Consider the following 24,322-nt stretch of genomic DNA (forward strand, 5'->3'; position numbering starts at 1 on the left):
CCGAGTCATGATTTAACCGTAATCCCCTTAAGAGACAAAGCCCTCTTTTCAAAAATTTCTCTCTGACGTTTCCATATTTCCCGGTTTCAACCTCCGAAATGCCTGACCTTCGGCATTAAACACATGAAATGCCTCTTTCATCGTGGAAACTGTCATTTCGGTACCAATATGAATGGCCCGATTACCATCCCCCCTGAGAGTCAACTCTTTGCCATCGGCCAACGTCAGATAAATAAAGTTAGCCTCCCCCAGGTGCTCGACAATCGTAACTTTGCCATATAACTGCTGATCTAAAGAGCTGTTTTCTGCAATATGTTCTGAGCGAATACCCACTTCGACCATATCTCCAACCTTGGCATCGCGAGCATCGACACAGACTTCCACGACGCTGCCACAATCTAATTTCACGTGACAGCCATGCTCACTGATTGCAACAATTTCTCCGTTTAAGAGATTCATGGTTGGCGAACCAATGAACGTGGCCACGAAGCGATTCGCTGGCTGCTGATAGAGCTCCAAAGGGCTGCCGGCCTGCTGAATACACCCATCACTGAGCACGACAATTTTATTTCCCAGCGTCATTGCTTCCACTTGATCATGGGTCACATACACCATGGTCGCACTCAGCTGGTGATGCAGTCTGGCAATCTCCAGGCGAGTTTGTACCCGCAAGGCAGCATCCAGATTGGAAAGCGGTTCATCGAACAGAAATAACCTTGGCTGACGAACAATGGCCCGGCCAATTGCCACCCTTTGACGCTGTCCACCAGACAACTCCCTGGGTAACCGTTGCAATAAATGATCGATCTTTAGAATTGCGGCCGCTTTACGAATACGATGATCAATTTCTGCCTTCCCCTGTTTGGCCACTTTCAGACCAAAAGCCATATTTCGATATACGGTCATATGGGGATATAACGCATAAGATTGAAATACCATGGCGATTCCACGTTCGGAGGGTGTCCAGTCATTCACCTGCTTACCGGACATTAACAGCTCACCACGGGTAATTTTCTCCAACCCGGCCAGCATTCTCAACAGAGTGGATTTACCACATCCGGAAGGGCCAACCAACACCACAAAATCTCCATCATTGATTTCGATATTGATGTTTTCGAGTACCGCTGTTTTGCCATAATTTTTGGCTATGTTTATCAGTTCTACCGCTGCCATATTTGTTTTATCTGCTGAGATTGACATGAGTGTTACTTCACCGCACCGGATGTAATGCCGCGGATGAGTTGTTTGGAAAATATCAGGTATAGCCCCACAACCGGCAGAACTGCCAGACTGAGCGAAGAGAGCACCGCATTCCAATTGGTGGTGTACTGACCGATAAACTGCTGTACGCCAAGAGTAATGGTCTGTGTGCTTTCACCAGGCGACAAAATCAGTGGGAACCAAAGGTCATTCCAGATCGGAATCATCGAAAAAACAGCGACGGTGGCGATAGCCGGTCGAATAAGTGGCAAAACAATCTGAAAGAAAATCTTAAATTCACTGACAGAATCGCAACGGGCCGCCTCTTTTAAATCCTTTGGAATCTGATTCATAAATTCCGCCAGTATAAATACCGCCAAAGGCAGCCCCTGAGCCACATAGACCAGCACCAGCGCGGTTAAGGTATTAGTCAGATCCAGCGCCACCATGGTATTAAGTATGCTGACCGTTCCCAACCTGATTGGCACCATAATGCCGAAACCCATAAAGAAATACAGCAGCCTGACACCTCTGAAGCGATATTCAGACAAAGCCCATGCCGCCATGGCTCCAAACAGCAGAATCAAAGCCAGCGCACAAAGCGTTACGATCAGACTGTTACCAAAAAATGTCATAACCGCCGATTCGTCCATAACCTTTTGATAACCCACCAATGAAAAGGTTTTGGCATTGGGAAGCGCCAATGGATCTTTAAAAATCCCCCGCTTGGATTTAAAGGAATTCATGATCACGAGTAATACCGGAAATAGCGCAATCAGTGTGTAGGAAAGCAAAATGATGTGTACCATCAACGGTTGCAGAGTCTGTTGCATCTTTTTCATGATGATTTCTCAATACTGAAAACGCAGCAACCTGCGTTGGATGAAAAAGAAATATGCGGCCACTCCAGTCAGAATAATCACGAACATCAACGACGCCACAGTGGCACCCATCGTGGTACTGCCAATCTGACTGGCAAATCCAAAGAACGTGCGATAGAACAATGTGCCCAGTAAATCTACCGACTTTTCCGGTCCACCGCCGGCCCCACTGTACACGGTGTACATAAGGTCGAAAGCGTTAAAGTTACCCACGAACGTTAAGATAGTGACCAACCCCAGAGTCGGATAAATTAATGGCAGTTGTATCTGGAAAAACGTCCGTAAAGGCCGGGAGCCATCAACATAAGCAGCATCCAGCAGTTCATCGGGAACGCCAATTAAAGCGGCATAAATCAATATCATGGGTAAACCGATATACTGCCAGACAGAAATCAATGATACGGTAAGCAAAGCCGTCTCCTGTTGACCGAGCCACGGGCCAAACCATGCTTCCAGTCCAACCCAGGACATCATCGTTTCACCTACACCCCATACAGGGCTGAGGATTAGTTTCCAGATAAAACCGACAATCACTACCGACAACAGCGTAGGCAGAAAAATAGCCGTTCGGTAAATAACCACGCCTTTAATTCTGGCGGTGGCCATCAATGCCGCCAATATCAGGGCAACTGGATTTTGTACCAGCATATTAATGATGAAGAACCGACAGTTAACCCACAGTGCGTTCCAGAACTCCTGTGCCAGGATTGGATCCTGAAACAAAAAACCGTAGTTCTGCAAACCACTGAAACTTTGAACTCCGTGAGTATCCTCAATAAAAAAACTGAGCCGCAAAGTATCGATCAAGGGAAAGGCACTAAACAAACCATAAATACAGAATGCCGGTGCCAGAAACACTGGGATATGCCAGGGAACACGCTTCAGAATCATAGTCACTAAGGGCACGTATGTGCCCTTCCACAGTTTGATTTATTGAGAGTCCAGCACGGCCTGCACATCTGCTGCTGCCTGTTCTGGTGTTCGGGTAGCATTCAATACACCGGCGGAAGCATCGTACAATGCACCCAGAATGCCATCTGCTTTTATCTGTGAATGCAGACGAACCGTTGACTGACAGCTGTCCCGCCAGGATTTGATTTCAGCGGCAACCGGATCTTTGACTGTGATATCGTGGTTGGATAAAGAAAAGAATCCACTGACTTTGTTCGTGTATAAATCTGCAAATTCTGCTGACCCCACCCACTCTAAAAACACTGTCGCATCCGCTGGGTTATTAGCATGTTTATTGATACCCATACCAATATCCACATGATCAGTGATATAACACTGGTCGCCTGCTTTCGGCACCGGGGGATAAAAGGCACTGTATTCAAACTCACCTTCTATTGCTTTATTAAAACCTGAGATTTCCCAGGAACCACCGGGATAAATCGCTGCCCGCCCCAGAGTAAACAAGGTTTGAGAATCGGAGTACGTCTGGGCTTGATAGCCTTTGCCAAGGTAAGGGCGCCATTTGGCCATATATTTCCAGGCATCCACAAATGGCTGATCGGTAAACTTCTGCTGTCCGTTAATGATGTCCTGACGACCGGTTTCACCATGCCAATAATTTGGCCCCACACCAGCGTATGCCACTTCATAGTCTTCCCATTTGTCATTGCTACCTAGTGCCATTGGTAAATAGGAACCCTCTTTTTTAATAGCCTCCAGTACTGCAAAAAACTCGGCTTCGGTTTTCGGAACCGTCAGTGAGAGTTCTGAGAATATCTCCTTGTTGTAGAAAAACCCGTGCAGCACAGATGCAATGGGCATACAGTAAGGCACTCCCTGATCACTCCAGGCGGCTTTGGCAAATACGGGAAAATTATCAAGTCCAGGCTGATCCTGAAGAGATTTCAGATTGCCTTTGTGATACCAGCTCAGAGACACTTCAAACGGGCGACAGGCGATCAGATCTCCGGCAGTTCCACCTTTAAACCTGGAATCCATGGTAGCGTTGTAGTCCGGTGGGTTTGTCGGTCGAAAGGTGACTTTGATATCCGGATGATGCTTGTTGAACGCTGGTATGATGACATCCTCCCATAAGTCCTTATCATCGGTTCTCCAGCTGTCGATAAGAATTTCACCGGCACTCACCTGCATTGCCATGGAAGCCACCATGGACAACAATGCGGCCCGGGCGCAGTTTTGGGTTAGCAGTTTCATGTTACCTCCAACGTATCTACCAGATTGATCCAGGAAGCTCCCGGGCAGTACTTCATCAGTCAAAAAATACTGCCATTTCTCAGAAGCCTCTCCACATGTCCACCACCATATGCCGACCACGACAAAACACCAAATTCCCTCAGAAAAGGCAATTAGCAAGGTAGAAACCGCATAACCAAGCGGCTGGCAGAGAGTTAACCTGGAATGTGAGGACCCGGGAAAGTAAAGAAGTCTTTTTTTTCAGATCAGGCTGCAAGGTTTTGTTACGTTTTATTGGCCTTCCTTGCATTTATCACATGACGTAACGTCGCAAAAAGAGGTTCAATTTCACGATAATTGATCTTATTTTTAAATTCCGGTTTATTCCGTCCATTAACTGTAAGTAGATATGACATCAATCAGAACAGGAATAACTGTCATTACCCTGAGCGTTTACCTTGTCGCGGTGCATATTCATGCGGGGAAGTTTGAAGTACTGCACTGGTGGACCTCGGCCGGCGAAACGCGGGCGCTGGATTTTATTCATGCTCAGTTGTCACAGCAAGGTATCGACTGGCAGAACCTACCCGTCACTGGCGGCGCAGGTGAAGGCGCAATGGCGGTACTAAAAACCAGGGTACTGGCGGGTAAATCACCGGCGGCAGCACAGCTGATCGGCCCTGATGTTCAGGACTGGGCCACACTGGGTTTTCTGACAACTCTTGATGAGATTGCCTTACAACAGCACTGGTCAGCAATTCTCCATCCAACCGTCGATACTTTGATTCAACATCAGGGGCACTATGTCGCAGTACCATTTGGTATTCACCGTATCAATTGGCTATGGATCAATCGGACAAAACTGAAACAGACGGGGCGGAGCGCTCCTCAAAACTGGGATGATTTCTTCAGTCTTGCAGACGAGTTTCGACAGCAAGGCATCATTCCGTTAGCCCATGGTAATGAGCCCTGGCAAAATGCCACATTGTTTGAAACCCTGGTACTGAGCCTGGGTGGTCCCCGGTTTTATCGCTCGGTGTTTGTGGAACTGGATGAGCAGGCGATTCTGTCGGATACTTTCGCCGATGCGTTACGCCTGTTTGCCCGGATGCGAAGCCTTATGGATGATGACATTAACGGCCGTTCCTGGCATCAATCGACGGCCCTGGTCACAGATGGTAAAGCAGGTATGCAAATCATGGGGGATTGGGTCAAAGGCGAGCTGTCTGCCTGGGGCAAGGAAGACAAGCTGATTTGCACGGCAGTTCCAGATACCCGAAACTTTCACCTTTACAGTATTGATACCATGGTACTGTTTCAACAGCCTCAGCCGGACAAAGATCAACAGTTATTTGCGGCCACCATGACCGCCATGAATACCCAACTGGGCTATAGCTTGCGCAAAGGCGCGGTTCCGGTACGAAATGACATTGATGTCACCTTGTTGGATCCCTGTGCCAAAGACTCCTATCTGCGTTTTATGGAGAACGAAATGCATCAGACACTGGCGCCCAGCCTGGCCCACTCAATGGCTTTGAACGCTGAACGTGAAGACATTTTTATTCAGAAGATTCATCGGTTTTTCCAACAGCCGGACACTCCCGTCGAACAGGTTCAGGCAGAAATAGTTCGCAATCTCAAACCATTGAAACAATAACTAAATGGAGCCATCCATAATGGTCAAAAAAATTTTTGTGGTGGATGATGATGATAAGATCAGAGCGCTGTTGCAGGCGTATCTGGAAAAAAATAATTTTCAGGTGGCTAGCGCAGCGGATGGTGAATCGTTTCTGGCACAGTTCAATCGCATCGGCAGCGAAATATCACTCATCATTCTGGATATCATGCTGCCTGGTATGGATGGTTTTTCAGTTTGTCGCAAAATTCGTAATATTTCCGACGTCCCCATTATCATGCTAACGGCCAGTGCGGAGGAAACCGACCTGGTAGTCAGTCTGGAGTTGGGGGCGGATGACTATATTGCCAAACCTTTTTCACCCAGAACACTATTGGCCAGAATCAAAGCTGTACAGCGCCGCTTTGACAGTCATGGACAATCTCCCAGACGTTATCGTTATTATCGTTTCAAGCAATTCACAGTAGACCGCATTGAACGTTTGATCACCACAGATCAAGGTGAATATATCAGTCTGAGTGGAGGAGATTTTCAATTACTGCAATTATTTCTGGAGAATCCTGGAAAAATACTCAGTCGTGATGAAATTTCCGAACAGACCCGGGGTCGTGAAAGTCAGCCACTGGAACGTTACCTGGATGTACAAATCAGCCGCTTGCGACAACGTCTCCAGGATGACGGCAAAAGTCCACAACTCATAAAGACGGTACGAGGATCCGGCTATATTCTGGCAACAGATGTAGCAACAGCTGATCAGCCCGATGAACTCAGAGTACCGCAGGAATGACCGTCGACCAGGCATCGAAAATGACGAACGGCCGAAAATACTGGAGTCGTTTACGGCCGGATTCAGTATTCAACCGCATTGCCTGGGCGTTGGTTGCCGGTATCGTACTAGTGCAGGTAATTGGTAATTCCATATGGGTTGATCAAATTCGCCAGGAGGTTGTGAAAGACACTGAGGAAAATACCCGGAATCTAGCCGATGCACTGAGTACGACGTTGCGATATATCAGCAAAATGCCAGCAAACTACCGCGCAATTATGTTGGAACAGCTCCGGGAAGCCGGAGGCTCCCGTTTTTACATCGCTCAAAACACTCAACAGATCGAGATCCAGTCGTTGCCGGATTCCATACTCAGTGATCTGGTTATAACACTCATCAAAAAACGCCTGAATCAGGAGTGGGCGCCACAAAACAGCAAAGTAATATTGGCTTCTCCAACAGACCTCAAGGTAAAACCGAATAGTTATCTACTTGACCTGCCCGCTTACATCGTCAGCCAGCATATTATTCTGTCTCCCAAACCAGCACCGTTATTAGTGGTGCAAATTGAAGTGCAACACGGAGTGTGGATATATATGGCTGCGTTGATGCCTGACCCGTTTTTCCTGGATAAGTACCAGCCGTTGACTACGGATCATATCTTTCTGCAGATGCTAACCGTGATTACTATTTTGATACTGTTGTTTTTCGTGGTTCGTTGGATCACCCACCCCATGCAACGATTGTCCATTGCGGCCGAAAAATTTGGTCGCGGGGAGCCTCACTCTCCGATCGATACCGCAGGAACCCTTGAGTACACACGCACCGCCCATGCCTTTAATGAAATGGAACAACGCATACAACGTTATATGGAAGACCGGGAACGATTATTCATTTCCATTTCCCATGACTTACGCACCCCAATCACCCGACTGAGACTACGGACAGGCATGCTGGATGATGAACAATTGGCCGAGGAATTTGATGAAGACCTGGAAGAACTGGAACTGATGGTCAACGGCGCACTGCAGACTGTGCGCGACACCAATATCCATGAAAATCATCGCGATGTAGATATTAATAAGCTGCTGTCACGACTGATAGAACCGTTGCAAAAATCCGGCCGCGACATCCATTTCCAGCCACAATCTATTCCCCCGGTTACAGCCAGGCCGCTAGCCCTTAAAAGAGCATTGACCAATCTCCTCGATAATGCGCTGCACTATGGTGACAAGGTGGAAATCGCGACCCGAGTCGATCCTGGTGAGTTAACCATCGAAATCCGGGATCATGGACCGGGCATAAAAGGCAATACGGACCACTTGTTCCAGCCCTATACTCGCCTGCCCCATGGTCAGAGCAAAAACCAACAAGGACTCGGACTGGGTCTCAATATTGCCCAACAACTGATTCACAGTCACGGTGGGGAATTAAGTTTGCGTAATCACCCTCAAGGGGGATTGCTGGTGGAGATCCGATTACCGATTCAATAAACAACCAGACTATCATGACCAAAATTCATATCCGGTCATGATAATCCACCGGTTCACGTTGACAAAACTAAAATTCCGTTACAACAGTGACCCCCGGAACCGTTGAACGATCCAGTGTCATCAGCACATCAATGGACTGCTCCAGACTGATGGTTCGACCCAGAAGTTTTTGTGGTAACAACTTACCTGATTGCAGCATCTCCATCATGGCACCATAGCGATACGCCTGCATACCATGGCTGCCGATCAATTCAAGTTCATCAGCGATGACCTTACCCATTGGAATGGCAGGATAAGCCTGATCCCCTAACATCAACCCAACCTGAATATGTTTACCGCGCTTGCGTAGATTCAAAATGGAATTGATGCAGGTCTGTTGATGTCCGACTGCATCCAGCGACACATGAACCCCACCTTTCGTCATGTCTTTAATAGCCTCGGCTACATTTGAAACCTGGGTAGAGTTAATAGCGGCGACAGCACCAAGGGTACGCGCCATTTCGAGCCGACTTTCTACCACATCAATAGCAATAACATTGGCACCAGCCGCTGCCGCGATCATGATCGCTGAAAGACCAACTCCGCCGCAGCCATGTACAGCAACCCATTGACCAGCCGATACACGTCCTTGATCAACAATGGCCCGAAAAGAGGTGGCAAACCGACACCCCAAACTGGCAGCGGTAACAAAGTCCAATTCCTCGGGCAACCGAACCAGATTGACATCAGAGTGATGAACAGCGACATACTCTGCGAATGATCCCCAGTGGGTAAACCCTGGCTGTGTTTGTTGATGACAGACCTGATGATTACCCGATTGGCATTCAGAACAGAACCCACAGGCATTTATAAACGGAACGGTTACTCTGTCGCCTACTTTAAAGCACTTTACAAGATTGCCCACCGCCTGAACGACACCCGCAAATTCATGACCGGGAACATGAGGTAACCGTATATCCGGATCGTGCCCCATCCAACCATGCCAGTCGCTTCGACAGACACCGGTTGCTTTTACTTTTACCACAACACCATGTGGTGGCGGTACTGGATCAGGTACGGACATTAGCCTTGGGGGTTTGGAAAAACTCTCATAAACGACTGCTTTCATGGTTATATAACCTCACGTTTGTCAAAGTCTGTTCACAGACTAACCATATCATCCAGAAAAATAGTGTTACGTTATTTGTTATTAATCCTGCCATCAAACAGATCACCTTGATCTCTTTGATTGTCACTCCGAAACGTTTTGACAGTATTATGATTTTCCGGACTTCGCATTAGCTTTAGCCGGTGGTGTGATCCGCCACTTTGGTGCATCACACAATCAACCCGGCATAAATGCTCACCAGTTAAATCGTATCAAAGCATACAGGATGCGGGACATTTTGTTCTCTGCTAATTGTCAGGTATCGCCTGAATAAAACAATATCCAGAATAACCAACTGAACCGTTCGACATGTTCTATAAAAACTCCGAAAGCTTACTGCACTATTGTTCAATCATTCATATGATTTCAGAAAACTATAGAGAACAATGAGCATTCTCGTTTCGAAATAGTATCCACCAGTTCTTATATGGCAAAATGCTTTATATCGACCAGAATTTCAATAGCCAAAAAAGAAATTATCGAAAATCACAACGTTCACTTTGACGTCTACAGGCATAACAATTAAAAAGCGATAAAACACATCCACAATGAACATCATGGTACTAATGAAGAATAATGCATTGAGAGCGCACGTAGAACAACCATCTTAAAGGACTATGGCACCTTGCCAAATCGGTGCTCTAACTGGTTGCAAACATCGAATAAAGACAAACGACAGGCATAGCAATAGATATCGATTCGCCGCTAAAACGACTACGCCTCTCTGTTTCACTTATCGACGACATCCTGTTTATTCATACAATTTTTTTGAACAGAAGATTCTTGAGCGCATGGTCGATGGGGTCTATCTGAAGGTACTTTTAGCAGGACTATTTGAACCAACTCAAGAGGCATGAAAATGCCATATTTTTCAATTAGCCTGTTTACCACTCGTGAAGCATTAAGTTTTACCCCATCACTCAAAAAATCGCCGCTGATAAGCAATACAATGACTATCAACCCTTACACAACATTATGAATCGTGATATTTGAGATAGATGCCATAAATAGCAGCAACCACCAGTGCCCTTTTTAGTAAAAGCAGTCAGTATTTTTTAAATTGAGCGTTGGGTGCTTGATTTGAGAAGTGTCTTGCAGGGGGTTCTGATATGCAGCCTGTCGAGCAGCGGCTACTGCTTCATGTTGTTGTCTGAATAAAGTATCGTCAGCATGGTTAAAATAACGGATCCTGAGGTCGTTAAAATAATCAAGCCCTTTTTCCAAAAAACAGAGATTTGTATTCGTCCATTCCGGATAATTGCGCTGCAAATACTACGACTGTTCTAAGGTTAGTAATAGAAAACCATGAGTATCATTCTCAAGAGATTCTGTATGTTGCCATACTTCGTAACTGAGCTTCAGAATCTCTGCCAACGAACTGATCGATGCGAAAACATATGACCCATATACCTACCTTCCCTACTGCTATTAACGCAACCATCAAACAGACCATCCTTATCTCTTGGATGGTTGCTTCGAGAAACCTGACAATATTGTATGAATATTCATCACTATTCACACGACCTATTGCCATTCATAAGGTTACCGAAAGTCCAAAGCACAAGTGGATACGACTCCCCTTGACCCATGAAGATTTGTTTCAGACAAGGGCGAAAGTATGATCACTGCTCATTGCACTTTCACATTCAAAGCACGCTTACATCAATGACATAAAATGATCAGGTACAAATGTATCGTCTTTGTCATTCGTCAGAAAAAGCCGATTCCATAAGTCGAAGTTGTCGGCGATTACAATCTATCTGACACTCAATGCCCAGCGGCATCACCAATTGTGGATCGGTATGACCAAAATCCAGACGACTGACGACCGGCAGGTTTGACTGACCAAATTCACGACTGATGACCGTCGTCAATGTTTCTTCCAGGGCAGCCTTTTCAGCTTCACTATAACCGCTTGGGCGACCAACCAAAACACCGCTTATCCGCTCGAAAACCCCAAGCATACCGTAATTTCGCAGCCAGTATCGTACCTGTCCCACGGCCGGCTTATCTTCAGAAGTTTCCAGAAACAGGACTTTATCATTCCAAAAATCTGCATTAGGCCAGAATCGGGTACCTTTCATCATTTCCAGCACTTCAACACAACCACCGAACAACTGTCCGCTGCAGACGCCACTACCCTGAATAAAACGAGGGCCATGATTGATTTCGGGTTCTTTGACCCTGCCGGTATTGGTTACATCTGACCAGCTGGGATATCCCGTATGATATTCACCAAATACAGGCATCTCATACGCCTCAGGTGCATCAAACAGAAACCCTGTCAGATAGTTTCGATAAGATTCAGAAAAAGCATTCAGCTGCGAAAAACCAGCCATTACTGCTGGCCCGTTAAATGAGACTAACCCCAACTGGTTGAAATAAGTGGTCAGGGTAGTGGCATCGGAATACCCCATGAAAAATTTTGGATTGTTCCGCACAAGCTCTGTATCGATATAGGGCAAAATACGAACAGAATCTTCACCACCGATGGTAGTAATGATGCCGTCGATAGATGCATCAGCGAATGCATCATTGATGTCTTTGGCACGCAACTTTGGATCATGGTACAGCGCTGTCGCATCAGCCGTTGCTGTTGGAAATTCGACAACGTTAAATCCCAGCGCACGGAGATTACTAACACCTTGCTGATAAATATGTGGAAACAGTGAAGGACCTCCCCAAGAAGGGGATAACACTGCGAGGGTATCGCCTTTATACAGCTTCTTTGGTTTCAGCATTCTTATCTCCCGATATTGGTTACCGGAAAACTTATATACGACTCCTTAAGCCATTACAAACCAGTTGACCATTTGTGGACAAAAGAATAACCATCCGAAAACGCCAATGGATACGCTGACAACCGGACATAAATGAAAACGAGCAGAAAGATCTGCCCGTCGCGATGGTGAATCAGAATGGTATAGTCAGAAGCAGTTTTGATATAAACCGGAGCCTAAACGGTCTATTCGTCATTCTCCAATACCAGAATACCGGCGCCCGTATTGGAAACAGGTGCATGGTAATGCTTGTGTATCAGCTTGACGTTATCTGTCAATGCACCACGCATGACCAGCCACATGATCACCTCAATACCTTCGGTACCGGCATGTTCCATAATTTCAGCGTTGGAAAAACGGGTAAGCCACTCGGGATCATTCACAATTTTATCCATGGTTTCGATATCGAAATCAGGATTGATAATACCGGCCCGCTCCCCTTGTAATTGGTGAGATAAACCACCGGTACCAATGAGAACCACTTTGGCATCTTCGGGGTAAGACTCTATCGCTGTTTTCAAAGCTTTCCCAAGTTTGAAGCAGCGCAAAGCGCTGGGTAGCGGATGCTGCACTGTGTTTACCGCCAGAGGAATCCCCTTAACCGGCCAGGTCTCCTTGTCTCCCCACATAAGGTTCATCGGCACCATGAAACCATGATCAACTTTCATTTCCTGACATATGGTCATATCGAATTCGCTTTCGATCAGTTTTTGTACCACATGCCAGGAAAATTCTTCATCTCCCTGTACCGGTGCCAGTGTTGGAATCCCCCAACCCTCATCATCATTGTAATATTCTCTGGCACAGCCCATGGCAAAGGTCGGAACGGTATCGAGAAAGAAGTTCAGGCCGTGATCGTTATAGACGATGATCGCAATATCTGGTTTAACTTCTTCCAGCCACTCTTTGACCGGGCCATAACCATCAAACAGCGGTTTCCAGTAGTCATCCTGTTGTAAATGATTGGCCATGGCATTGCCGATGGAAGGAATGTGGGATGTGGTTATACCACCAACGATCTTAGCCATAAAAACCTCCGGCTTTGTTCTTTTTCTCTGCAATACCAGCGGAATTGTCGAGCAATTTTTGTTTAAACTGGTCCGTGGTCATGTTCTGCATGATGGCACAGGCATCCTGGACACTCTGACCATGAAATATGGCCACTTTGGCAAGATAATAAATATTGCCTCCCAACCGCAGCAGTTGCAGCCAATCGCCCGCCAGTACTGCTTTGGTGGTTTCTTCTGACAGTTCATATTTACGGCAATATGCCTCCATATCATTGGCAAATTGCTCGCGATTTTCTTTGTGATTGAATGACATACACATTTTGTTCAGACGATAGCCCATTGAGGACTTACGGCCGTCAAAAACGTAGGTGCCAGGAATATGATCGTATTCTTGTTTGTTCCACACCATGATCATGACCTCGTAATGGTTTCAGCGAAATTCTTCGGTATCAATTTCGGCCTGAGTTGCATCGTTATAACGGGGACCGGAAACAGCTTCGTACCGGAAGGTATCACTCAACCGTTGCAATTCATCACTGCTGAGAACCAGCTGACTGGCAGCCAGATTATCGAGCATGTGTTGTCGGTTGGTGGTACCCGGAATCACAACTATATTTTCGGATTGTTGCAGTACCCAGGCCAGAGCCACCTGAGCCATCGTCGCATCATGATGAGTGGCAATTTCCCTGACGGGCTCCAATAACTCAAGATTACGTTGGTAGTGTTCAGGCAAAAACCTTGGCATGGCCCGACGAATATCTTTGCTATCCAAAGTGCTGACATCCGTTAAAATGCCGCCGAGAAATCCTCGCGCCACCGGACTGAACGCTACAAATGTCACACCCAATTGCTCACAGGTATTCAAGACACTGATTTCAGGATTCCGCGTCCACAAGGAATATTCAGTCTGCAATGCGGTAATAGGATGAACAGCATGGGCTTTTGTGAGAGTAGCTGACGAAACTTCAGACAAACCAATCGCTTTGATTTTGCCTTCTTTAACCAAGTCTGCGAGAGCACCAACACTCTCTTCAATGGGAACAGTTTTGTCCCAGCGGTGAAGGTAATAAAGGTCAATCACATCCGTCTGTAAACGCTGAAGAGCATCCTCACAGGTCTTTTTCAACACTGCTGGCCGTCCGTCTATTTTGCGTTTACCGGATTCGTCTTTAAACATTCCACATTTGCTGGCCAGAAAATACTCGTGACGCCGGTGGGCGATTGCATTACCTAATAGAGTTTCGTTATTACCAAAACCATATAATGCAGCGGTATCCAGATGGGTATATCCGGCATCCAGCGCTGCATTCAAGAGCTGTACGGCCGCTGTTTCATCCACAGGTGCACCGTAAGCATGGGACAGGTTCATGCACCCCAGGCCAACCGAAGAAACACTGGCATTACCAAGCATACGTTTTTTCATCACTTTAACTTTCCCGTGTCTTACAGCAGTTGTTCGAGCTGATCGAGGGTTTCCATGGCCGGCAGACATTGAGCGACACTGGAATTAGGTTCCCTGCCCTCCTGAATAGCGGCAAAGAATTCACGGTCCTGTAATTCGATACCGTTGTTAGAGACGGCTACACCGCTAAGGTCCACCGGTTTCTCGTAGCCATCCACCAAATCATCATAACGGGCAATGTAAGTACCATTGTCACAGATATAACGGAAAAATGTCCCCAATGGACCATTATTATTGAACGACAATGACAACGTACATAATGCACCTGACGGCACTTTCATACCGATACTCATATCCATCGCGATGCCGAGATCCGGGTGCATCGGTCCCTGTAAAGCCTGAACCTGAGTGGCTTGTTCACCAGTCTGGTACTGAAATAAATCCACGGTGTGACAGGCATGATGCCACAACAGATGATCGGTCCAGGAGCGTGGCTGTCCTTTAGCATTGGTATTGGTACGACGAAAGAAATAAGTCTGAACGTCCATTTGCTGTACTTTTAGTTCACCAGCAACAATCTTGTTGTGAATCCACTGATGGCTTGGGTTAAAACGGCGGGTGTGTCCGGCCATGGCAACCAGACCGGTTTTTTGCTGAGTCTCAACCAGTTTTCGGGCATCAGCAATATTGTCCGCCATGGGAATTTCCACCATGACGTGCTTACCGGCTTCGAGACATTGGATCGCCTGACTTGCGTGCATCTGAGTCGGGGTGCATAACAACACTGCATCCACATCACTGATGGCCAGTGACTCTTCCAGATTATCTGTCGAGTGCGCAATGCCCTGCTCTTTAGCAAATGCGGCCATTTTTGCCGCATCACTGCCAACCACAGAAACCACTTCCACGCCATCGATCTGGCGACAGGCATCCAGGTGTTTCATTCCAAAAGCGCCCGCTGCTCCCGCAATACATACTTTCATTCGTCGCTCTCCTTTATCTTTAATTGAATAACTTTGCCAGAATCAGATCAGCCATTTTACGATAATCAGTTTCAGTATTTTGCAGTCGCAATTGACCAATCTTCTGTTGTAACTTTGCCGTATTCGCCGACATGGATTCATTAAAGCCCAGCTCTGATAAAAACAACTCCACTTCCTGCATTTCTGCCGCGCGGCGAATACCATGCAACGTCATACGCTCCAGGTTATAAGCGGCTTTGTTTTTCCAGTCGAATCCGGGATAAGACAGATCCAGAGATTCCAGCACCGGCTCATCTACACCTGCCAGCCGACCTGCCAAAACACACTCAGCCGTTAACGCCTCCATCCCTTTAACCATGATACTGCGGATCATTTTTATGGAAGATGATGCACCAATATCCCCTGCCACCACTTTGGGGTTTAATGCCAACGCAGTGAGAATGTCTGCACCTTCCTCAGCATGAGGACCACTGAGCAACATTGGCGTTTTATTGCGCAGCGGATAAACCGGAGCCATGACAGCTACGTCCACATAGCAGGCATCCTGCTCAGCAATCATTCCAGCCGACTTTTTCTTGGTATTCGGTGAGCAGGAATTACAGTCAAAGAAAAACGCCCCAGGCCGAAGATATGACACAGCACTTCTGGCAGCAGCCTGCGCCTGATCGGCAGTGACAACTGAAATGACCCAGTCGGCATCCGTCAACGCTTCTTCCAACGACCGGCATGACTGTATCCCGTATTCTTGAAAGTCCTGTTGTTTGCTAGTTCGTGTTTGTTCATCATCACTGATGGACTTGATATCGAAACCGGACATGCTTGCCAGTTCCGCAATATTCATACTCCTGGAGAATGCACCAGCAGCCTCGCCTACCCCCAGGAATACCAGTTTTTTTCCCGTTAATAGTGACATTGTTTATTCCTGCCAGTACAAACGCATAGGATTGTTAACTAACAACGCCTGTTGCAAGGCTTCGGTTGTGGCAATTCTGGGAATGAAGTTAACCAGCATACCATCGTCCGGCATATGAGAAGTCATGTTCGGGTGCGGCCAGTCAGTTCCCCACAAAACCCGATCAGGAAATGTCTCAACCAGTCGTTTTGAAAAAGGCACTACGTCATCGTAACCATTCGGACCACTAAGGCTTAAACGTTCAGGGCAACTGACCTTGCTCCAGATCTGTTCGTTGTCGGCCATAAAATTCACAAAACTCTGAAACTGCGGATGATCTACTCCAAGGGCAATATCCGGCCGCCCCATATGATCGACCACGATGGTAGTCCCCAACTCCAGCAAAAATGGTTTTAAATCTTCAAAATCAGGCGCTTCAAAGTACACAACAATATGCCACCCCAAAGGTTTGATCTTCTCAGCAATGTTGAAGAAGACTTCTCTAGGGGTGTTATCCACCAGGCGTTTTACAAAATTGAAACGAACCCCTCTGACACCAGCATCGTGCATGATCTGTAATTCTTCGGTACTGATGTCTGCACCAACAGATGCCACTCCACGGGCTTTACCGTTGGAGGCATTTAATGCATCCACCAACGCATCATTATTTTTACCATGGCAGGTGGCCTGAACGATCACATTGCGTTCAAAGCCCAGAAAATCCCGCAATGCAAACAGCTGATGTTTGGAAGCGTCGCACGGGGTATATTTACGCTCCGGTGCGAAGGGAAATTCTGCTGCTGGACCAAATACATGACAATGTGCATCCACCGCGCCAGCAGGAACCTTGAATTCCGGTTGGCTGGGGTTAGCATGAAACGGCAAATAATCTGAGCTCATAATCGTGACCTTAACATTAAATAAAGACCGTACCGTCAAACAATTTTCGGGCAGTGGAAACAACTGCCGCACTGGCAACGTCACCGGATTCGTCGAGTTTTAACAAAATGGCGTTATGACCAATGGGATGTTCAACCCGTAATGATTTTTCCTGACCACCCGGCATGTTTGCCAGTGGTTCTGCAACGGAGCCGGGAATGGCGCAGGCTGTTGCCACAGACACGGCCCCCAGTACGCCAATAGAAGCATGGCAGCGATGAGGTATAAAGGTTCTTGTCGAGATGGTTCCTCCTGCCTTGGCAGGGCTGACCAGGGTCATCTTGGGAACGCTTTTTTCGGCGACATCACCTAAGTTCATTTTCGGACCGATTTGCAGACGGATGCTTTCCAGTTTTGCTTTCAGCGTGTCATTACCATCCAGTTCCTGACGACTTTCCTGGCCCGAAATCCCTAAATCTTCTGCTCGAAGAATCACCACCGGCATACCATTGTCGATACAGGTAATTTCGACACCATCAACGACATCCTTCACATTGCCAGTCGGCAATAATGCACCACAGGTTGAACCGGCAGTGTCCTTAAATTCAATGGCAATTGGACTCGCCGAACCGGGCACACCGTCAAGATGGGTATCCCCGTGATATATCACCCGGCCGTTATCCGTCTTGATAGTTTGCACAGCAATTTGACTGGTATTTTCCATGAATACGGTGACTCTGGTTTCACCAGGCTGTGTAAACACCAATCCCCGCTCAATGGCGAATGCCCCAACCCCGGCCAGAATGTTTCCACAGTTTTGTGCGTCGGCCACAATGGCCTGATCCACAAATACCTGGAGAAAGAGATAGTCGACATCCACGCCATCTCGCTGGGATTTTTTCACCACTGCAACTTTAGAAGTCAGCGGATCGGCTCCCCCCATACCATCGATCTGCCTGGAATCAGGCGATCCCATGACACGAAGTAGAAACTGGTCTCTGGCTGCGGTATCAGTCGGTAGATCATCGGCCAGAAAATAGCCGCCCTTCGAAGTGCCTCCCCGCATCCACATGCATTGTGCTGAATCAGACATATTTAAGCCCTTTTTCTTTCAGCCGTTCACGCATCTTGTAAATATCCAAACCAAGTTCTCCCGCTGCAAGGCGCTTGCGTTTCTCCTCCTCCAGTGCCACCCGTGCACGGGATTTTTCCAGCACTTCGGCAGCTTCCTCACGACGGACAACACAGACGCCATCATCATCAGCCACAATAATATCACCCGGGTTGATCAGCTCACCGGCACACACAACCGGAATGTTGACCGATCCTAACGTCTCTTTGACAGTCCCCTGGGCAAACACCGCTTTGGACCAGACCGGAAATTTCATGGCCGTTAAGTCGCGAATATCCCGCACACCAGCATCAATGATCAGACCAACACCACCACGCGCCTGCATGGAGGTCGCCAACAGGTCACCAAAATATCCGGCATTGGACGGCGATGTTGGCGCCAGAACCAGTATGTCGCCCTGCTTCACCTGTTCGATGGCAACGTGCACCATCCAGTTATCACACGGTGGCGCAGATATGGTCACCGCCGACGCAGCTACACTGGCTCCCGTATAAATCGGGCGCATGTAAGATGCCAGCAGTCCCTTACGACCCTGGGCCTCGTGCACGGTTGCAACACCGCACTCCGCGAGCCCATCAACTACCGACTGCTCTGCCCTTTCAATATTTTGTACGACAACAGCCATAAACCATTACTCCTTCTCGCTTGAATGGATTACCTGACAGTATTCGCCCGGAACGCCATCATGACTATTTAGATTTGCTTTTCTGGGTATTAATTTTTGTTATTACCCAATCAAATTTTCAAGCAAATCCGGGCTACGTTTTATGTTTCTCTAAGCTGCCGACTGAACTAATAAAGAGCTCTGACAAGCACCAGACTGACAGCAGGAAACAGCACCAGCAGCAATACCCGAACCAAATCTGCGGTGATAAAAGGCAATATCCCAATATAAGTTTGTCGAATAGGTGTCCCGCTGGACATGGCATTGATGATAAATAGATTGAGACCCACCGGGGGCGTAATCAGACCGATTTCGGCCACCATCAGCACCAAAATGCCAAACCATAGCGCAAACTCCTCATACTGCAGGCCAAAATCCATAGCACTGACGATCGGGAAAAAAATCGGCACCGTCAGCAGAATCATCGACATGGAATCCATAAAACAACCAAAGATCACATACAGGATGAGAATGATGGATAACACCGTCCAGGGTGAAAAACCCTGTTCCACCACCCACGACGCGCTGTTCTGTGGCAATTGCGAAAACGCCAGAAACGAGTTGTAGATTCCAGCTCCAAGAATGATGAAGAAAATCATCGCGCTGGATATAGCCGTCTTCTTCAGACAATCCTGCAACGCCGGCCAGTCCAGCCCACCACGCAACCAGGCAACCAACCCGGTTCCGGCAGCGCCAATCGCAGCTGCTTCTGTCGGGGTAAACCAGCCTAAATAGATACCCCCTACCACCAAAAAGAAAATCAATGAAACCGGCCAGACATCTGCCACAATTTTAAGCCGTTGATGCCATGGAGTTCGTTCTTTAACCCCGGCAGAACCGGGCACAACACGGGCATATACGGCGATCACAATCATATAAAACAATGCAGCCATTAATCCCGGAAGAAACGCTGCCACAAACAGTTTTGCAATGTTCTGTTCTGCCAGAATCGCGTAGATAACCAAAACCACAGACGGCGGAATCAGAATGCCCAACGTACCACCGGCCGCCAATGTGGCTGTCGCGAGACCAGGGGAATAACCGTAACGGCGTAACTCCGGCAAGGCCACCTGCGCCATCGTGCCGGCAGTTGCCAGAGATGATCCACAAATAGCCCCAAAGCCCGCACAAGCACCTACAGCGGCCATTGCCACACCGCCCTTTCGATGACCCAAAAAGGCTTCTGCAGCTTTAAACAAAGCAGTCGACATTCCGCCTCGGGAAGCAAACTGCCCCATCAATAAAAACAGCGGAATAATTGAAAATGAATAGTTGGAAAAATCGGTCCAACTAACTGTTTTCATTTGCGATAGAACCGGAGACCAGCGACCCGTAACCAGATAAGTACCGACGATTCCCACCAATAACATGGCCGCACCAATGGGAATACGAATAAACACCAATAACATCAAGATAGGAAAAGACCAGAGTCCGATCTCAATACTGCTCATGAATAATCCTCTTCTTCAGTATCCGCTTGATCACCTCGGATAATGTCGACAATGTCCCGCCACAACGTAAACAGTCCTGTCACCACAATCGGACAAAAAAGAACCATTGCTCCAGCGAACGCCCACCAGACCGGAATCTGTAAAATAAAGGTTGTTTCCTGATAATCAAACTTATCAACCGTTCCATCAAAATGACGCCAGGCCAACAGACAAAACAACCCGGTTACCACCATGTCACCCAAGAGCTGAGTCCAGACTTTGGCTTTGGCACCAAAAGGTGAAATAAACAAATCCACGCTGACATGGCCACGTCTCAACTGACAGTAAGGCATAAACGAAAAAACAGCCAAGCCGCAGAAAATCTGTACCAGTTCATAATCTCCGGGTATCGCAGACAGGCCCAATGACGTCATCAGTCGTCCGACGATACTGACAGTGGTTAACAGGATTGCGATAATCAATAGAATGCCGCTGAGAATGGCCAGCATACCGGCCATACCTTCAACCAAACGCTGAGCTCGCAAAAACAAGGGGTGATATACAGCCGTAGTCATATGTGACCTACAAAAATTTAGTGTGAAAGTGAGTAAACGATTTAATCTGACAGGACATAATCATCACCATGATTATGTCCTGAGGATACATTACTGGGAGTCGTATTTTTCAATCAGCGCTTTGGCAGCCTGATACAGTTTGGTTCCGTCCATCTTACGTTTGTCCATTTCTTTAACCCAGTCCTCGGTCACTGTTTTGCTGACCTTTTTCCACCGTGCAGTTTCAGCGTCATCGAGTTTAACAATGGTGTTATTCGCTTTCACAGCGATGTCATAACCACGTTTGTCTCCCGCGTCCATCGCCTGACCAAACTTTTGAGCCAATGCCATACCGGAATTGTTATCGATTACTTTTTTCAGATCGGCTGGTAAGTTGTCATAGGTGTCCTGATTCATGGCGAAGAGGAATGTAGCAGTGTATAACCCATTCCGGCCGGAGAACTCAGTGTGATAAGGTGCCAGTTCAGCAATTTTAACCGATGGAGTCACCTCCCAGGGCACTACTGTTCCGTCGATAACTCCTTTGGACAATGCTTCCGGAACTGCCGGAACCGGCATGCCCAATGGGCTGGCACCGAGAGAACTCAGCATGGCATTAATCACTCTGGAAGTACCGCGCAGCTTCAGACCTTTGAGGTCCTCAAGTTTTTCGATTGCAGAATCACGGGTGTGCAGCAAGCCGGGTCCATGGGTATGCACGGCTAGAACTTTCAGTCCACGAAAACCCTTATCACCCGTCATATAGGTATCATAATATTCCTGAAAAGCCATGGACGTGGCTTCTGCAGTAGTCCCGATAAAGGGCAGTTCAAATACTTCTGTTTTTGGATAACGACCTGGGGTGTAGCCAAACAATGTCCAAATCACATCCACGACCCCATCCCGGGCCTGATCGATCAGATCACTTGGCTTACCACCCAGTTGCATGGACGGATATAGTTGAACCGAAATTCTGCCCCCGGATTCTGATTCGACTTTTTTTGCCCATGGTTCAAGAACCTTGGCTGGAATAGTAGCCTGTGGTGGCAACATCTGGTGCAGACGTAAGACCACATCAGCTGCAAACACTGACGTTGCAAATCCCATTGTAACGATTCCAACGCTCATTATTTTAATGGCCTTGCGAAGCATATTTTGACCTCCAGTTTTATTTTTATTTTTTGCCCGCTTTCGCACTATTGCACCACACTCAAAGGTCATTCGACAATGACTGCCTACCTGTAGCATGGTTACATCCCGTCTGCCGCCAACTGGTGTAAAATGCCAGCTTCATACCGGTTGCGAATAACTCAGATGAGTATCAAGCCGGTGCATTTGATAAGCCACTTAGTTTTTCTTTTTTTTATATTAATTTTTGCTATAGTCCGTTCCAAAAGAATTTATAAAGGCTACTACGGATGCATAAAAACGTCCCAAACCTCAGACACTTACGCGCGTTTCGTGAAGTCGCCATCAATAAAAATATAAGTTTGAGTGCTGAAAAAATCTTTATTTCGCAATCTGCGATCACCCAGGCAATCAATAAACTGGAACAACACTTTGGGACAGCTCTGTTTAACCGCAGTCCTAGTGGAATGTTTTTAACAGAACGTGGCGAGATTTTGTTTCGTAGAGTTGATCGTTGTTTAAATTTATTACAGCAAGGTCTCAAAGAAGCTATTCGCAGCGGCAATGGAAAAGCAGGCACAAATCCACTCAATATAATATCTACTTCACAGTTGCGGGCATTAATCGCGCTGGAAGGTACCCACAGTTTTTCCATGGCAGCGCGTTCAATCAGCATCTCTCAGCCTTCATTGCATCGTTCAGCGAGAGAACTTGAAGATCATTTATCGATTATTCTGTTTGAAAAAACCAATATCGGTATATCGCTAACCAAAGCCGCACTTATTCTGTCCCGCAGTGCCAAGCTTGCCTTCAGCGAATTGCGTCAGGGTTTTGAGGAAGTCAACGAATCACTGGGTATAGAATCCAGCTATATCGCCATTGGATCCATGCCGCTGGCCAGAACCTATATTTTACCCATGGCTCTGAATCAGTTGACCGTCAGCCGTCCACAAATGTCTATCAATGTTATCGACGGGCCTTATGAAGATTTGCTACAGCACCTGCGCCAGGGAGATATTGATTTTCTGATCGGGGCATTACGCGGAAATTTTCCCTCCAAAGAAATTATCGAAGAAACCTTATTCGAAACTTCTCTGTCCATCGTTGCCAGAGCAAGTCATCCGTTGGCTGGTGAGTCGGAACTTAGTCTCGAACAGCTGGCGCAATACCCCTGGGTAGTACCACGCAAAGGAACCCCTGCCAGAAGCCGTTTTGAGGCTATGTTTGAACAGGGTGGCATGCATATTCCCAAGGGGTTGATTGAGTGCAGTTCCCAGATTCTGATTCGTCAGCTGTTACAAGCCAGCGACCGGCTCACGTTTCTGTCCAAACATCAGATCACTTTGGAAGAAAAACAAGGCATCCTGACTACTCTCGCCTATAAGCCTGATCACTCTTCCCGCCCTATCGGCCTGACTTACAGAACAGACTGGCATCCAACCACCGCTCAAAAAGAGCTGATGAATTATTTGCGGGATCTGAGCCGTGATATCGAAGAATAAATGTTGATGTTCGGAGTGTAATCGCCAGATCTTCGTTACTCCGGCTGCTCTTTTCAGGACATCATTGATTTGCAGGATACAGACAAAATGAAAATCACCAAAAACGAACTACCGGAACAGGCGTACTCAAAACAATATGCTGACAACGGGGCTTTTACCGATTGTTATCATGTCGACATAGCACGCAGCATATCGTTAACAGACTACCTTCAGGCATTTTACACAACTGCGATTTTCAAAATAGAGAGAACCATTTTATCGACTTTGACCGGCCAGAGAGCAGATGACCGGTCAGCCGCTCAACTGGCAAGCGGGCAAACCGACCGGTTTTCAATCTGGCGCGTTGAGCAACGAGCAGAGAATCAGATTTTGTTGTGCGACATGACTCAGAGTACACGGTCGTGGCTAATGGTGACACCTGCAGACACCAACTCCAGGGTTTTGACAAGGCTATACTTTGGTTCTGTCGTGATGCCGTCCAAACGATCCGACAATGGCCAATCATCATTCGGCCCATTGTTTCACACGCTGAGCGGTTTTCATCGCCTCTATAGCCGCGCACTGCTGGCATCCGCTGCCAAAAAACTGTTAAAACAGAACCTGTAATAAAAATAATTTTTTCTGACTTTTAAAACAGCCGGTGACTACGATACTGAACCCCGGCGCTGTACGATTAACCCGATAACTATTACCTCCGG

General features: G+C 47.2%; 22 protein-coding genes. 5 read left to right on the top strand and 17 right to left on the bottom strand.

Annotated features, from left to right (window positions below; translation table 11 throughout):
- Nucleotides 1-48: 48 nt before the first annotated feature.
- Genes ACQY6I_RS11295 through ACQY6I_RS11310 form a run of 4 tightly spaced genes read right to left on the bottom strand, consistent with a single transcriptional unit; the run spans nucleotide 49 to nucleotide 4,247 of the window.
- Entirely contained in the window at nucleotides 49-1,200 is a 1,152-nt protein-coding gene (locus tag ACQY6I_RS11295; protein WP_428241592.1) for an ABC transporter ATP-binding protein, read from the bottom strand.
- A gap of 5 nt (nucleotides 1,201-1,205) precedes the next feature.
- Nucleotides 1,206-2,042, bottom strand: coding sequence for a carbohydrate ABC transporter permease (locus ACQY6I_RS11300; RefSeq protein WP_428241593.1), 837 nt, complete (start codon nucleotides 2,040-2,042; stop codon nucleotides 1,206-1,208).
- A gap of 9 nt (nucleotides 2,043-2,051) precedes the next feature.
- Nucleotides 2,052-2,987 (bottom strand): carbohydrate ABC transporter permease, encoded by a 936-nt coding sequence (locus ACQY6I_RS11305; RefSeq protein ID WP_428241594.1) that lies wholly within the window; start codon nucleotides 2,985-2,987, stop codon nucleotides 2,052-2,054.
- A gap of 24 nt (nucleotides 2,988-3,011) precedes the next feature.
- Nucleotides 3,012-4,247: an ABC transporter substrate-binding protein gene (locus ACQY6I_RS11310; protein WP_428241595.1), complete on the bottom strand. Its 1,236-nt coding sequence runs from the start codon at nucleotides 4,245-4,247 to the stop codon at nucleotides 3,012-3,014.
- 388 nt (nucleotides 4,248-4,635) lie between these two features.
- Here ACQY6I_RS11310 and ACQY6I_RS11315 point away from each other — a divergent pair, with 388 nt between their 5' ends.
- The 3 genes from ACQY6I_RS11315 to ACQY6I_RS11325 are packed head-to-tail and all read left to right on the top strand — an operon-like array spanning nucleotide 4,636 to nucleotide 8,121.
- Nucleotides 4,636-5,883, top strand: coding sequence for an ABC transporter substrate-binding protein (locus tag ACQY6I_RS11315; RefSeq protein ID WP_428241596.1), 1,248 nt, complete (start codon nucleotides 4,636-4,638; stop codon nucleotides 5,881-5,883).
- 19 nt (nucleotides 5,884-5,902) lie between these two features.
- Nucleotides 5,903-6,649, top strand: coding sequence for a response regulator (locus tag ACQY6I_RS11320; RefSeq protein ID WP_428241597.1), 747 nt, complete (start codon nucleotides 5,903-5,905; stop codon nucleotides 6,647-6,649).
- A gap of 20 nt (nucleotides 6,650-6,669) precedes the next feature.
- Nucleotides 6,670-8,121, top strand: a complete 1,452-nt coding sequence (locus ACQY6I_RS11325) for an ATP-binding protein (protein WP_428241598.1) — start codon at nucleotides 6,670-6,672, stop codon at nucleotides 8,119-8,121.
- A 67-nt stretch (nucleotides 8,122-8,188) separates the two neighbouring features.
- On the opposite strand, the gene ACQY6I_RS11330 is transcribed toward ACQY6I_RS11325, so the two are convergent.
- The 13 genes from ACQY6I_RS11330 to ACQY6I_RS11390 all read right to left on the bottom strand — a co-directional run bounded on the left by ACQY6I_RS11330 (nucleotide 8,189) and on the right by ACQY6I_RS11390 (nucleotide 22,146).
- Nucleotides 8,189-9,229 (bottom strand): zinc-dependent alcohol dehydrogenase family protein, encoded by a 1,041-nt coding sequence (locus ACQY6I_RS11330; RefSeq protein ID WP_428241599.1) that lies wholly within the window; start codon nucleotides 9,227-9,229, stop codon nucleotides 8,189-8,191.
- Nucleotides 9,230-10,971: 1,742 nt separating this feature from the next.
- Nucleotides 10,972-12,009: a S66 family peptidase gene (locus ACQY6I_RS11335; RefSeq protein ID WP_428241600.1), complete on the bottom strand. Its 1,038-nt coding sequence runs from the start codon at nucleotides 12,007-12,009 to the stop codon at nucleotides 10,972-10,974.
- Between the two features lie 224 nt (nucleotides 12,010-12,233).
- Nucleotides 12,234-13,076, bottom strand: coding sequence for a class III extradiol dioxygenase family protein (locus tag ACQY6I_RS11340; RefSeq protein ID WP_428241601.1), 843 nt, complete (start codon nucleotides 13,074-13,076; stop codon nucleotides 12,234-12,236).
- Nucleotides 13,069-13,467 (bottom strand): protocatechuate 3,4-dioxygenase, encoded by a 399-nt coding sequence (locus ACQY6I_RS11345; RefSeq protein WP_428241602.1) that lies wholly within the window; start codon nucleotides 13,465-13,467, stop codon nucleotides 13,069-13,071. Before ACQY6I_RS11345 ends, ACQY6I_RS11340 begins: the two co-directional genes overlap by 8 nt.
- Before the next feature lie 21 nt (nucleotides 13,468-13,488).
- Nucleotides 13,489-14,481, bottom strand: a complete 993-nt coding sequence (locus ACQY6I_RS11350) for an aldo/keto reductase (RefSeq protein ID WP_428241603.1) — start codon at nucleotides 14,479-14,481, stop codon at nucleotides 13,489-13,491.
- Between the two features lie 20 nt (nucleotides 14,482-14,501).
- Complete coding sequence (locus ACQY6I_RS11355) at nucleotides 14,502-15,443, bottom strand: Gfo/Idh/MocA family oxidoreductase (protein ID WP_428241604.1); 942 nt, start codon at nucleotides 15,441-15,443, stop codon at nucleotides 14,502-14,504.
- 19 nt (nucleotides 15,444-15,462) lie between these two features.
- Entirely contained in the window at nucleotides 15,463-16,356 is an 894-nt protein-coding gene (locus ACQY6I_RS11360; protein ID WP_428241605.1) for a DUF1932 domain-containing protein, read from the bottom strand.
- A gap of 3 nt (nucleotides 16,357-16,359) precedes the next feature.
- Nucleotides 16,360-17,235: an amidohydrolase family protein gene (locus tag ACQY6I_RS11365; RefSeq protein ID WP_428241606.1), complete on the bottom strand. Its 876-nt coding sequence runs from the start codon at nucleotides 17,233-17,235 to the stop codon at nucleotides 16,360-16,362.
- Nucleotides 17,236-17,251: 16 nt separating this feature from the next.
- Complete coding sequence (locus ACQY6I_RS11370) at nucleotides 17,252-18,307, bottom strand: 4-oxalomesaconate tautomerase (RefSeq protein WP_428241607.1); 1,056 nt, start codon at nucleotides 18,305-18,307, stop codon at nucleotides 17,252-17,254.
- On the bottom strand, nucleotides 18,300-18,971 hold the full coding sequence (locus ACQY6I_RS11375) for a 4-carboxy-4-hydroxy-2-oxoadipate aldolase/oxaloacetate decarboxylase (protein ID WP_428241608.1): 672 nt from the start codon (nucleotides 18,969-18,971) through the stop codon (nucleotides 18,300-18,302). Before ACQY6I_RS11375 ends, ACQY6I_RS11370 begins: the two co-directional genes overlap by 8 nt.
- Nucleotides 18,972-19,138: 167 nt before the next feature.
- Nucleotides 19,139-20,461: a TRAP transporter large permease gene (locus tag ACQY6I_RS11380; protein WP_428241609.1), complete on the bottom strand. Its 1,323-nt coding sequence runs from the start codon at nucleotides 20,459-20,461 to the stop codon at nucleotides 19,139-19,141.
- Complete coding sequence (locus tag ACQY6I_RS11385) at nucleotides 20,458-21,015, bottom strand: TRAP transporter small permease (RefSeq protein WP_428241610.1); 558 nt, start codon at nucleotides 21,013-21,015, stop codon at nucleotides 20,458-20,460. Before ACQY6I_RS11385 ends, ACQY6I_RS11380 begins: the two co-directional genes overlap by 4 nt.
- Nucleotides 21,016-21,105: 90 nt before the next feature.
- Entirely contained in the window at nucleotides 21,106-22,146 is a 1,041-nt protein-coding gene (locus ACQY6I_RS11390; RefSeq protein WP_428241611.1) for a TRAP transporter substrate-binding protein, read from the bottom strand.
- Nucleotides 22,147-22,412: 266 nt separating this feature from the next.
- On the opposite strand from ACQY6I_RS11390, the gene ACQY6I_RS11395 reads away from it, so the two are divergent.
- Both ACQY6I_RS11395 and ACQY6I_RS11400 read left to right on the top strand, forming a co-directional pair.
- Nucleotides 22,413-23,624, top strand: coding sequence for a LysR family transcriptional regulator (locus ACQY6I_RS11395; RefSeq protein WP_428241612.1), 1,212 nt, complete (start codon nucleotides 22,413-22,415; stop codon nucleotides 23,622-23,624).
- Between the two features lie 87 nt (nucleotides 23,625-23,711).
- Nucleotides 23,712-24,230, top strand: coding sequence for a hypothetical protein (locus tag ACQY6I_RS11400; RefSeq protein ID WP_428241613.1), 519 nt, complete (start codon nucleotides 23,712-23,714; stop codon nucleotides 24,228-24,230).
- Nucleotides 24,231-24,322: the final 92 nt, after the last annotated feature.

Origin of the sequence: Gynuella sp. (assembly GCF_050297175.1) — a bacterium.
Classification (GTDB): Bacteria; Pseudomonadota; Gammaproteobacteria; order Pseudomonadales; family Natronospirillaceae; genus Gynuella.